Here is a 12,763-nt window from a genome sequence, read left to right as displayed (position 1 = left end):
TCAATGCTCGTGGCTCTAACTATTGGCATCGTCGGACTGCCCAACGTCGGCAAATCAACCCTCTTCAACGCGCTCACCCGCAACCAGGTCCTGGCCGCGAACTACCCGTTCGCCACCATTGAACCGAACGTTGGTGTAGTGAACCTCCCGGACCCCAGGCTCCAGAAGCTCGCCGGGATCTTCGGCTCGCAGCGTGTCCTGCCTGCCGCCGTGTCCTTCGTCGACATCGCAGGCATCGTCAAGGGTGCGTCGGAGGGGGAGGGGCTGGGCAACCAGTTCCTGGCCAACATCCGCGAGGCTGAAGCCATCGCCGAGGTTGTCCGGGTCTTCGATGACCCCGACGTGGTGCACGTCGACGGCAAGGTGGATCCCCGCTCGGACATGGAAACCATCAACACCGAGCTGATCCTCGCCGACCTGCAGACCATCGAAAAGGCCATCCCGCGGATCGAAAAGGAAGTCAAGATCAAGAAGCGGGAGGCCGCCGAGCTTGCGGCCATCAAGTCCGCGCAGGCGGTCCTGGAACGGGGTGACACCATCTACTCCTCCATCAAGAGCGACAAGCTGGAGATGGAGCACCTCAAGGAGCTGGGGCTGCTGACGGCCAAACCCTTCATCTACGTTTTCAATGCGGATGAAGCCATCCTGGGCAGCCCGGAAAAGCAGGAGGAGCTGCGCGCCATGGTGGCCCCCGCGGACTGCATCTTCCTTGACGCAAAGCTCGAAGCAGACCTCGTGGAACTCGACGAGGAAGAGGCCCGCGAGATGCTCGAGATGAACGGCCAGGACGAATCCGGCCTGGACCAGCTGGCGCGCGTCGGCTTCCACACCTTGGGGCTGCAGACGTACCTCACTGCCGGGCCCAAGGAAGCGCGGGCCTGGACCATCCGGCAGGGGGACACGGCACCGCAGGCCGCCGGCGTCATCCACTCCGACTTCCAGCGCGGATTCATCAAAGCCGAGGTGGTCTCCTTCAACGACCTCGTGGAGGCCGGCTCCATGGCTGAAGCAAAGTCCCGCGGGAAGGTCCGCATCGAAGGCAAGGAATACGTCATGGCCGACGGCGACGTGGTGGAGTTCCGCTTCAACGTCTGACCGGCCGGACGGCTTATCCTGAGTCTGTAGGGCGTGATCGTGGCGACCCAGTCCCCTCCGGAGAGGGAAAACACAAGGAGGCGGCATGCCGGTCCGGCGTCTGATGCAGTTGCTCATCGCCGTATTGGCGGCTGCCCTGGTTCTTTCAGGCTGCTCAGGCACCAGTGCCCCCTCGGTGGTGGTGGGGGAGGCGAAGCGCGGCGGCAGCGTGACGGTGGCAGAGGTCAATGCCTTCTCCTCGTTCAACCCCTACAGCGCCAACGGCAATACCGACATCAACTCGAAGATCGGTGCCATTACCCACTCCGGCTTCTACTACCTCGATGACAGCTCCAAAGTTGTCCGCAATGACAAGTTCGGGCACTTCGAAAAGGTCTCCGACCAGCCGCTCAAGGTGAAGTACACAGTCAACGAGGGCGTCAAGTGGTCGGACGGTGCGCCAATTGGCGCGGCCGACCTGCTACTAAGCTGGGCCGCCGGGTCAGGCTACTTCGACGACGTCGATCCAGCGGCCGGGAAGGGAACCAAGTACTTCTCCGTGGCGTCTGACACCACCGGGCTGGCAGGCACCCAGTTTCCTGAAATCGGCTCGGACGGCCGGTCCATCACCATCGAGTACGCAGCACCGTATGCCGACTGGGAAGTGGCGTTCGACGTCGGCCTCCCGGCCCACGTCGTCGCCGCCAAGAGCGGGCTGAACGATGAGGAGGACCTGGTTGATCTCCTCAAGGACACCCCGCGGGGCAATCCGGAAAAGCCGGCATCGAACCCCGCGCTCAAGAAGGTCAGCGACTTCTGGAATACCGGTTTCGATACAAAATCCATTCCCGACGATCCGGCACTCTACCTGTCCAGCGGCCCCTACATTGTCCGCGACATCGTCCCGGAGGTTTCAATGAAGCTGGTCCGGAACCGGGACTACGTCTGGGGTTCCGAACCCTGGCTGGACGAGATCAACGTCAGGTTCACCGGGGCAGTGCCGGCCGCAGTTGATGCCCTGCGCAACGGGCAGGCAGACATCATCTCGCCCCGGCCCTCGGCTGCCACGGACAATCTCCTCACGGGCCTGTCCGGCCAGGGCATCACCGTTGAACGGTACAAGCAGTCCGGCTACGACCACCTGGACCTCAACTTCGCCGGACCGTTCGCCGACAAGGACGTCCGGGAAGCGTTCCTCAAGACGGTTCCACGGCAGGCAATCGTGGACGCAGTGCTGGGAAACCAGGTGCCGGACAGCAAGCCGCTGGACTCGCAGGTCTTCCTGCCTGGACAGCCCAAATACGAAGAGACGGTAAAGAACAACGGCTCCTCAAACTACGCCAAGGTGGACATCGACGCCGCAAAGAGCCTCCTGAAGGGCGCAACCCCCACTGTCCGGATTCTCTACAACCGCGACAATCCCAACCGTGCCAGGGCGTTCACCCTGGTCCGCGACTCGGCCGTCCTGGCAGGATTCCGGGTGGTGGACGGTGGCCAGGGGAGTGCCGACTGGGCAGCTGCCTTGAGCCGTGGCGGCTATGACGCCGCCTTGTCCGGATGGATTGGGACCGAGGCCGGCGTGAGCCGGGTGCCGCAGATCTTCCGCACCGGGGCAGGCAGCAACTTTACGGGCTATTCCGACGGCGACGCGGACAAGGTCATGGAACAACTGTCCCAGACCACGGATCTGGGCAAACAGGACGAACTCCTGGCCGAGATCGACAAGCACGTCTGGGAGGACGCGTACGGGCTGCCCCTCTACCAAACCCTCGGCACAACTGCCTTCAACTCCAAGGTGGCCGGCGTGAAGACCAGTCCCGGCCCCCTCGGTGTGTGGTGGAACGTATGGGACTGGCGTCTGTCCTGACGCAGCCGCGTTTCCTTTAGGTCTTCCGGCCCTTGCGGGGAGCCGCGCCAGCCGATTCGCCGTCTGGCTTACCGGCGAGTAGCATGTGACGTGCCTAACTATCCACTGTGGCCTGGGGCATTTGACTGCGCCGGTCACGGTTTGGCAACGGAGTACCAGTATCTGGACTTTGTGCGGTTAGGCTAACCCGTATATGTAGGTTTCGTCACAGCGGTGTGCTGCGTCCGGCCTGCGGGGAAGCACAAGATTCCCCTATACATCTCTCCCACAACTCATAGGAGGCGGAATGCGTTTTACGCGCACTTCCAAAGCATTGGGCATCGTGGCAATCGCCGCGCTTGCCTTGACCGGATGCGGCACCGGTGGCGGTGGCAGCAATGAGGGTGCCAGCAATGCTGCCGGCGACCCGAACAAGGTCATCACGGCCTACAGCAACGAACCACAAAACCCGTTGCTGCCTGCCAACACCAATGAGGTCTACGGCGGCCGTGTCGTAAACCTGCTGTTCGAAGGCCTTCGCAGCTACGACGCGAACGGCAAGGCAGTCAACGCGCTGGCCGACTCGATCGACTCGTCGGACGCGCAGAACTGGACCATCAAGGTCAAGCAGGGCCAGAAATTCACCAACGGTGAAGCCATCACGGCCAAGACCTTCGTTGACTCCTGGAACTTCGCGGCAAACTCCAAGAACCTGCAGAACAATGGCTTCTTCTTCGAATCCATTGCCGGGTACGAGGATGTCTCCGCCGTCGATTCCGTCAAGGGTGCTGACGGCAAGACCACCACCACGCCCGCTCCCAAGGCCGACACCATGTCCGGCCTGCAGGCGACCGATGATTCCACCATCACGGTCAAGCTCGCCCAGCCCGAGGCCGACTGGTCCCTGCGCCTTGGCTACTCCGCCTTCTACCCGCTGCCCTCCGCGGCTTTGAAGGACCCCAAGACCTACGGCGAAAACCCCGTGGGCAACGGCCCCTACAAGTTCGAGAAGCAGGGTTCCTGGGTCCACGACCAGTCCATCACGCTGGTCAAGAACGCTGATTACAACGGCACCCGCCCCGCCAAGAACGGCGGCGTGACCTTCAAGTTCTACACCGACCCGGGCCCCGCGTACACCGACCTTCAGTCGGACAACCTGGACATCACCGATGTCCTGCCGTCCAACGCCCTGAAGACCTACGTCAACGACTTCCCGGATCGGAACGCCACCAAGCCGGTAGCCACCGATTCCACCCTGAACATCCCGGGCTACAACCCGAACTTCCAGGGTGAAGCCGGCAAGCTGCGCCGCCAGGCTCTGTCCTACGCCATCAACCGCGAGGAAATCGCCAAGGTGGTCTTCAACGGCACCCGCACCCCGGCCAAGGCCTTCGCGCCGCCGGTCATCGATGGCTTCAAGGAAGGCATCAAGGGCAGCGAAGTCCTGAAGTTCGACGCCGCCAAGGCCAAGGACCTGTGGGCACAGGCTGAGAAGATCAAGCCGTACGACAACTCCAAGCCGCTCCAGATCGCCTCCAACACCGATGGTGGCAACAAGGAATGGATCGATGCCGTCGCCAACGGCTTCAAGAACAACCTCGGCATCCAGGCTGAAATCCAGCCCTTTGCCAAGTTCGCCGAAGTCCTGAACCTGCGCAAGTCCCAGCAGCTGCCGGGCCTGACCCGTGCGGGCTGGCAGGGTGACTACCCGTCGCTCTACAACTTCCTGGGACCGGTCTGGGCCACGGGCGCTTCCTCCAACTACGAGAAGTACTCGAACCCTGAGTTCGACAAGCTCCTCAAGGAGGGCCTGGCCGCCAAGAGCACCGACGAGGCCAACGCCAAGTTCAACCAGGCACAGGAGATCCTGTTCCAGGACCTGCCCGGCCTGCCGCTCTGGGACCAGGCACGGCCGATCGTGTGGAGCAACAACATCGTGAAGGCCGAAACCGGCTGGAACGGTGAAATCCTCTACTACGGCATCACCGCCAAGTAGTCCCAGATCTAACTTGCCGTCAAGGCTGATGGGGGTTCCGGTTACGTCCGGGCCCCCATTGGCTTGCAAACGGCAGGAAGGCACTCATGAACGCGTTTTCTCCTTTACCGGAAGGCAGGTAACACTGTGCTCCGGTTCATTCTGCGCCGACTCCTCCAGGTGATCCCTGTTTTCCTCGGCACAACCCTCTTGGTCTACTACATGGTGTTCGCCCTGCCCGGTGATCCCATTGCGGCCTTGTTCGGCGACCGCCAGCCCCCGCAGGCGGTCATCGACACCCTGCGCAGCCAGTACAACCTCGACCAGCCCTTCTGGGTCCAGTACGGCCTGTTCCTCAAGAACCTCTTCACCTTCAACCTGGGCAATGACTTCACCGGCCAGCCGATTGCGGCAAGCCTGGCGCGGGTCTTCCCGGTGACGGCGATGCTCGCCATCGAGGCGCTGGCCATCCAGGCCATCTTCGGGGTCGCGTTCGGCGTTTTCGCGGGCCTGCGCCGCGGCGGCTGGTTCGACTCCACGGTGCTCGTGGCATCGCTGGTGGTCATCGCCGTCCCCACCTTCGTGTTGGGCTTCGTCTTCCAGCTCGTCTTTGGTGTCCAGCTGGGGTGGGCCAAACCCACCGTGGGCGCCAATGCCAACTGGGTCACCCTGCTGCTGCCGGCAGTGGTCCTGGGACTCGTCTCCTTTGCGTACGTCCTCCGCCTGACCCGGGCATCGGTGAGCGAAAACATGAACGCCGACTACGTCCGGACGGCAACCGCCAAGGGTCTGTCCCGGCCCCGGGTGGTCCTGGCGCACATCCTGCGCAACTCGCTGATCCCGGTGGTGACCTACCTGGGTGCCAACCTTGGCGGCCTGATGGGCGGTGCCATCGTGACCGAGGGCATCTTCAATGTCCCTGGCGTGGGCAACAAGCTTTACCAGGCCGTCCTGCGCAGTGAAGGTCCCACCATCGTCTCCATCGTCAGCGTGCTGGTGCTGGTGTTCGTGGTGGCCAACCTGCTTGTCGATCTCCTGTACGCCTGGCTTGACCCGAGGATCCGCTATGACCAGTAATAACAGCCACTTTGTGGCACCCATCGACGAGACACCTCTGCAGGCAACGGACGCCGTCAAGACCGACCAGGCCCCGCTCAGCCTGTGGGCTGACGCCTGGCGCAAGCTCCGCCGTCGTCCGTTGTTCATCATCTCGGCACTGCTGATCCTTGCCCTGATCGTGATTGCGCTGTTCCCGGGCCTCTTCACGTCAACCCCGCCCAACGAGGGCTGTGAGCTCGCAAACTCCGAGGCAGGCCCCACCGCCGGGCACCCGTTCGGCTTCACCTTCCAGGGCTGCGACGTCTATTCCAGGGTCATCCACGGCACGCAGGCCTCACTTTCCGTGGGCCTGCTCTCGGTACTCTGCGTCCTGGTCATCGGTGTGACCCTCGGCGCCCTCGCCGGATACTACGGCGGCTGGATCGATGCCGTGCTGGCCCGCCTGGGCGACATCTTCTTCGCACTGCCGCTGGTGCTGGGCGCACTGGTGATCACGCAGCTCCCGCTGTTCCGCGAGAACAAGAGCGTATGGACCGTGGTATTCGTTATCTCGCTCCTGGCGTGGCCGCAAATGGCCCGCATCACCCGGGGCGCTGTCATCGAGGTGCGCAATGCGGACTTCGTCACCGCTGCACGGGCGCTGGGTGTCTCCAAGTTCGGCGCACTGATCCGCCACGTCCTGCCGAACGCCCTGGCCCCGATCATTGTCCTGGCAACGCTGGAACTTGGCGTGTTCATCGTTGCGGAAGCCACCCTGTCCTTCCTGGGCATCGGCCTCCCGCAAAGCATCATGTCCTGGGGCAATGACATTGCAGGTGCCCAGGCATCAATCAGGACCCGGCCGGAAATCATGCTCTACCCGGCCGCCGCGCTCTCCCTTACGGTGTTGAGCTTCATCATGCTGGGCGACGCCGTGCGTGACGCCCTTGACCCGAAGAGCCGTCAGCGATGAGAGATAAAGAGATGACAACTCCAGACGTCCGCATTGATGAGGCCGGCACCACCGGCGTCAGGCCGCTGCTCGAAATCCGTGACCTGGCCATCACCTTCAAGACCGGCGGCGGTGAAGTCCAGGCTGTCCGGGACGCCCACCTGACCATCATGCCGGGCGAAACCGTGGCAATCGTGGGGGAATCCGGCTCCGGAAAGTCCACCACTGCCTTGGCGGCCATCGGGCTCCTGCCCAACAACGGCAGGGTCTCCGGCGGCCAGATCCTGCTCGACGGCGAGGACATTGCCCACGCCAGCGAGCAGCGCATGATCGAACTGCGCGGCAACACCATCGGCATGGTCCCGCAGGACCCCATGTCCAACCTGAACCCCGTGTGGAAGATCGGTTACCAGGTGAGGGAAACTCTGAAGGCGAACGGCCGTCCCAGCGGGCCGGACGACATCGCCAAGGTGCTCTCCCAGGCAGGCCTGCCGGATGCCAAGCGGCGGGCCAACCAGTACCCGCACGAGTTCTCGGGCGGCATGCGCCAGCGCGCGCTGATCGCGATTGGCCTGTCCTGCCAGCCGCGCCTGCTGATCGCGGACGAACCGACGTCGGCCCTCGACGTCACCGTCCAGCGGCAGATCCTGGACCACCTGGAAACCATGACCAACGAGCTGGGCACCTCGGTCCTGCTGATCACCCACGACCTGGGCCTGGCAGCCGAGCGCGCGGACAAGGTCGTGGTCATGTACCAGGGCCGCGTCGTTGAAGCGGGACCGTCGCTGGAACTTCTCCGCAACCCGCAGCACCCCTACACCAAGCGGCTCGTGGAGTCCGCTCCGTCGCTTGCCAGCCGCCGTATCCAGGTGGCCAAGGAGCAGGGCGTGGAGACGGCGGACCTCCTTGCGCCCGCCGCTGAAACGGTGAAGTCCGATACCTTCCTGCAGATCCAGGACCTGCGGAAGGTGTACAAGCTCCGCCAGGGGCTGGGCAAGACCACGGACTTCGCCGCCGTCGACGGCGTGAGCTTCGACGTCCGGCGTGGCACCACGACGGCGATCGTGGGGGAGTCGGGTTCCGGCAAGTCCACAGTGGCCAAGATGGTGCTCCAGCTTGAGAAGCCGACGGACGGCAGGATCCTGTTCGACGGCGTCGACACCTCCGCCCTGAAGCCTGCCGAACTGTTCAAGTTCCGCAGGCGGGTCCAGCCGATCTTCCAGGACCCGTACGGTTCGCTCGATCCGATGTACAACATCTACCGCACCATCGAGGAACCGCTGCGGGTCCACAAGATCGGCGACCAGGCCAGCCGGGAAAAGAAAGTCCGGACGCTGCTGGACCAGGTGGCGCTGCCCCAGTCCGCCATGCAGCGGTATCCGAACGAGCTGTCAGGCGGGCAGCGGCAACGCGTTGCCATTGCCAGGGCGCTGGCGCTGGACCCCGAAGTCATCATCTGTGACGAGGCTGTCTCTGCGCTGGACGTGCTGGTGCAGGCCCAGGTGCTCAACCTGCTTGCCGACCTGCAGGCCAACCTTGGACTGACCTACCTGTTCATCACGCATGACCTTGCCGTCGTCCGGCAGATCGCAGACCACGTGTGCGTGATGGAGAAGGGCCGCCTGGTGGAAACCGGGTCCACAGACGACGTCTTCGAAGCGCCGAAACAGGACTACACCAAAGCGCTGCTGAACGCCATCCCCGGTGCGAAGCTGATGCTTCCTCCTGAGGTGGCGTAGCGGAACGTTTTCGCTGAACGGCTTGAGCCGGGATCTTCGGGTCCCGGCTCAAGCTGTTTCACTGCTCCACTGCCGGTTTCCGGTCCAGTCCCAGTTCGCGCAGCCTGTGCTCAAGAATCCCACCGAGCGCCACACGGCCTTCGGCGTTCATGTGGACGGCATCCGCCAGGTCTTTCGCCAGTCCGTACCGGGTGAGCCAGTCGCCCACGGAAACAAAGGGAAGTCCGTTGGCTGCTGCCACGGCACCCAGCAGAGCGTCCACCTCGCTGCGGCGCCCACCGCCGTCGTTTGCTCCCCGCGCCAGGGTGCCTATCATGGCAATCCTCGTGCCGGGATAGCGGGTCCGCAGTTCGGCAAGCAACCGCTGGGCGTTTCCCGCGATCTGCGCGTTGCCGGCGCCCCCGGCGGCGTCGTTCCCGCCACCCTCAATCACGATCAGTGCCGGCGTTCCGGCGGGAAGCAGCCAGTCCCCGCGCTGCAGGGCATCGATGTAATTGCCCGTGGAGCCGTTCGCCGCCACGAAGCCTGTGCCGCCGCGGCCGCAGAAGTAGACGTTGTAGCCGGCAGCGGCGAGGCCCAGGCGCGGCCAGCCATCCGCGGGTTCCGACTGTGAATCGCCAATCAGCAGCACGGTCCTGCTGATGTCCGGAACCACCGCCTCGAGCCGTCCGTTTCCGGGATTGCGGATCCGGGACGTGGCCACCACGGCCGGTTTCGCTCCTGCGCCGCCGGCTTGCCCCGCGGCCGCCTGTCCGTCCGCCGGTTGCCCGGCTGCCGCCCGTGCCAGGCCGCCCTGGGGAGAGTCCCCGGACAGTGCACAGCCGGCGAGTCCGAGCACTGCCGATACTGCGACCAGGCCGGACACAGCGGCGGCGGCAGCCCGGACGGCACCCCGCGGTGTGCTGGCCTTGGCTGGGGGCATCGTTGGCTCCGGCGGTCTCGGAAGTGGGCTGTGTCACAGTCATCATGCCACGTACGCGGAAGTGGGAGTGAACTTAGTCACATGCCGGATCGGTTGGGCCTGATCGCGGCATTCCCGGCGCCGGCAAATCTGCCGGAATTTAGGCCAACAAATGGCTGGGCGGCTAGAATAGAGGAAGGCGCCCTGTGCCAAGGGCCTTGTCCGTCGTGCGTTCCAGTTGGAAATGTCGCGATACAACAGCTGACTCCACTGAATCGAGCCATTACGCATGTCTGAAACCACCACCAACACCGCGGTAGCCACTGCATCGCGCAGTGACCTGCGCAACGTCGCGATTGTGGCCCACGTTGACCACGGCAAGACCACCCTGGTCGACGCCATGCTCAAGCAGACCAACTCCTTTGCCGAGCACAACCACCTCGAGGACCGGGTGATGGACTCCGGTGACCTGGAGCGCGAAAAGGGCATCACCATCCTGGCCAAGAACACTACGGTGGCCTACAACGGTCCGTCTTCCAACGGCGAGACCATCACCATCAACGTCATCGACACCCCCGGCCACGCCGACTTCGGCGGCGAGGTGGAGCGCGGCCTGTCCATGGTGGACGGCGTCGTCCTCCTCGTTGACGCCTCTGAGGGCCCGCTGCCCCAGACCCGCTTCGTGCTGCGCAAGGCCCTTGCCGCGCACCTTCCCGTGATCCTGCTGGTCAACAAGACCGACCGCCCCGATGCCCGCATCGACGAAGTGGTCCACGAGTCCATGGACCTGCTCCTGGGCCTGGCCTCCGACCTTGCCGACGAGGTGCCGGACCTGGACCTGGACAAGGTCCTGGAAGTTCCCGTTGTCTACGCCGCCGCCAAGGTTGGCCGCGCATCGCTGGAGCAGCCCGCCAACGGTGCCGCCCCGGACAACGAGGACCTTGAGCCGCTGTTCAAGACCATCATCGAACACATCCCGGCTCCCACCTACAACCCCGAAGGTGTCCTGCAGGCGCACGTCACCAACCTGGACGCTTCCCCGTTCCTGGGCCGCCTGGCGCTGCTGCGCATCTACAACGGCACCCTGCGCAAGGGCCAGACAGTTGCCTGGGCCCGCGCCAACGGTGAACTCAAGAACGTCAAGATCACCGAACTCCTGGCCACCAAGGCGCTGGACCGCGTTCCGGCGGAATCCGCCGGACCGGGCGAAATCGTCGCCGTCGCCGGCATCGAGGAAATCACCATCGGTGAGACCCTGACCGACGCCGAGAACCCGCAGCCGCTGCCGCTGATCACCGTGGACGATCCCGCGATCTCCATGACCATCGGTATCAACACCTCGCCGCTGGCCGGCAAGGTCAAGGGCGCCAAGGTCACCGCCCGCCAGGTCAAGGACCGCCTGGACAAGGAACTGATCGGTAACGTCTCCATCAAGGTGCTCCCCACCGAGCGTCCGGATGCCTGGGAAGTCCAGGGCCGTGGCGAGCTGGCGCTGGCCATCCTGGTTGAGCAGATGCGCCGTGAAGGCTTCGAACTGACAGTTGGCAAGCCGCAGGTTGTCACCAAGACCGTTGACGGCAAGATCCACGAGCCGATGGAGCACATGACCATCGACGTGCCCGAGGAATACCTGGGCGCCGTCACGCAGCTGATGGCTGCCCGCAAGGGCCGCATGACCAACATGGCCAACCACGGCACCGGCTGGTGCCGCATGGAGTTCATCGTTCCCGCCCGCGGCCTGATCGGCTTCCGCACCCGGTTCCTCACCGACACCCGCGGCGCCGGCATCGCAGCGTCCATCTCCGAAGGCTACGAGCCCTGGGCCGGCCCCATCGAGTACCGCACCAACGGCTCCATGGTTGCTGACCGCGCCGGTGTTGTGACCCCGTTCGCCATGATCAACCTGCAGGAACGCGGCTCCTTCTTCGTGAAGCCCACCTCCGAGGTGTACGAGGGCATGATCGTGGGCGAGAACTCCCGCGCCGACGACATGGACGTCAACATCACCAAGGAAAAGAAGCTCACCAACATGCGTGCCGCTTCCTCCGACACCTTCGAGAACCTGACCCCGCCGCGCGAGCTCACCCTCGAGGAATCGCTGGAATTCGCCCGCGAGGACGAGTGCGTCGAGGTGACCCCGGAAGCCATCCGCATCCGCAAGGTCATCCTGGACACCAACGAGCGCGCCAAGGCCAACCGCGCCCGCGCCAAGGCATAGCAACGCCTGAACGCCAAGAATGCCACCGGTATTGCACCGGTGGCATTCTGCGTTAAGCCGGGCGGCGCGGCCAACCCAGGCCTCGATGCGCAGGGACGGCGTGGGCGCACTGGGCGCCTACTTCGGCGCCAGGGTCCGTTCTCCACATAGCCGTTTCCACCACCTGCGGACGCTCGCCGCGAGGCGCAGGCTTCAGACATGCGAACTATCTCTGAAGCGCTGGCTGCCTTGGGCGGCGTTGCGGGCACCCGAACACTGTTAGTGGCCGGCGTCTCCCGCCGATGTCTGGAAGCCGGACTGTCAGACGGGTCCATCCAAAGGATCGCCCGCGGCGTATTCGCCCTTCCGGATGCTGACCCCGTGCTTGTCCATGCGGCGCGCCATCACGCCGCACCTGGTTGCGTCACGGCCGCAGTGGCTTCCGGGTTATGGGTGATCAAGGTTCCGGATAGGCCGCATCTTGCCGCCCGCCATGGCAGGCCAATAGCCGGCTGTATGGTGCACCGCAGCGACCTTCCGTTGACTCCTCTGGACGTCGTCTGCCAGTCTCTCCGCTGTCTGCCCCCTCTTGAGGGACTGACTATCGCGGAGTCCGCCGTCAAGAAAGGCCAAATCCAACTCGCGGAGCTGCGGGCGCGGTTTCCGGCCGTCCGTGAAAAGGCCCTGCTGAACCTGGTTGGCAGAATCCGACCCCAGTCCGGCTCCATCATCGAAACCATCGCCCGGTATCTGCTTGAAGAAGCGGGGCTTACAGTCGAGTTGCAGGTGCACATTCCTGGCATGGGCCACCTGGATCTCCTTGTTGATGGGCTGCTGGGCATTGAGGCGGACGGCTATGCCCATCGCAGCAGCCGGCAGGCCTATCGGGAAGACAGGCGGCGTTGGAATGTCACCGTCATCAGGGGTGTCCCAACTCTCCGGGTGACGTTCGAGATGCTGGTCCGCGACCCCGCGGAGTTCGTTGGAATCGTCCGCAAGGCACTTGCCATGTACGGGACGGCGCGATGAAGCCCGGGATCA

Annotated in this window: 9 protein-coding genes; 8 read left to right on the top strand and 1 reads right to left on the bottom strand. The window is 64.2% G+C overall.

Features of this window, described 5'->3' with window-relative positions:
* The first annotated feature begins 9 nt into the window (after nt 1-9).
* From ychF to FB478_RS06730, 6 genes are all read left to right on the top strand, one after another.
* Entirely contained in the window at nt 10-1,095 is a 1,086-nt protein-coding gene (ychF, locus tag FB478_RS06755; protein ID WP_056394238.1) for a redox-regulated ATPase YchF, read from the top strand.
* An 85-nt stretch (nt 1,096-1,180) separates the two neighbouring features.
* The gene (locus tag FB478_RS06750; RefSeq protein ID WP_018768616.1) at nt 1,181-2,941 is read left to right on the top strand and encodes an ABC transporter family substrate-binding protein; all 1,761 of its coding nucleotides are present in this window, start codon (nt 1,181-1,183) and stop codon (nt 2,939-2,941) included.
* 286 nt (nt 2,942-3,227) lie between these two features.
* On the top strand, nt 3,228-4,916 hold the full coding sequence (locus FB478_RS06745) for an ABC transporter substrate-binding protein (protein WP_018768615.1): 1,689 nt from the start codon (nt 3,228-3,230) through the stop codon (nt 4,914-4,916).
* A gap of 126 nt (nt 4,917-5,042) precedes the next feature.
* Nucleotides 5,043-5,972 carry an ABC transporter permease gene (locus FB478_RS06740; protein ID WP_018768614.1) on the top strand — a complete coding sequence of 310 codons (930 nt, stop codon included), beginning with the start codon at nt 5,043-5,045 and terminating at the stop codon, nt 5,970-5,972.
* Nucleotides 5,962-6,906, top strand: a complete 945-nt coding sequence (locus tag FB478_RS06735) for an ABC transporter permease (RefSeq protein WP_018768613.1) — start codon at nt 5,962-5,964, stop codon at nt 6,904-6,906. Before FB478_RS06740 ends, FB478_RS06735 begins: the two co-directional genes overlap by 11 nt.
* A gap of 11 nt (nt 6,907-6,917) precedes the next feature.
* Nucleotides 6,918-8,624, top strand: a complete 1,707-nt coding sequence (locus FB478_RS06730; RefSeq protein WP_018768612.1) for an ABC transporter ATP-binding protein — start codon at nt 6,918-6,920, stop codon at nt 8,622-8,624.
* Nucleotides 8,625-8,682: 58 nt separating this feature from the next.
* On the opposite strand, the gene FB478_RS06725 is transcribed toward FB478_RS06730, so the two are convergent.
* Nucleotides 8,683-9,546, bottom strand: a complete 864-nt coding sequence (locus tag FB478_RS06725) for an SGNH/GDSL hydrolase family protein (protein WP_144599994.1) — start codon at nt 9,544-9,546, stop codon at nt 8,683-8,685.
* Between the two features lie 268 nt (nt 9,547-9,814).
* On the opposite strand from FB478_RS06725, the gene typA reads away from it, so the two are divergent.
* Together typA and FB478_RS06715 are read left to right on the top strand one after the other, a co-directional pair.
* Nucleotides 9,815-11,743 (top strand): translational GTPase TypA, encoded by a 1,929-nt coding sequence (typA, locus tag FB478_RS06720; RefSeq protein ID WP_018768610.1) that lies wholly within the window; start codon nt 9,815-9,817, stop codon nt 11,741-11,743.
* A gap of 360 nt (nt 11,744-12,103) precedes the next feature.
* Nucleotides 12,104-12,751 (top strand): hypothetical protein, encoded by a 648-nt coding sequence (locus FB478_RS06715; protein WP_144599993.1) that lies wholly within the window; start codon nt 12,104-12,106, stop codon nt 12,749-12,751.
* Nucleotides 12,752-12,763: the final 12 nt, after the last annotated feature.

This window comes from Arthrobacter sp. AG367, assembly GCF_007828995.1.
Taxonomy (GTDB): domain Bacteria; phylum Actinomycetota; class Actinomycetes; order Actinomycetales; family Micrococcaceae; genus Arthrobacter.
This window is presented reverse-complemented; position numbering and strand designations above follow the sequence as displayed.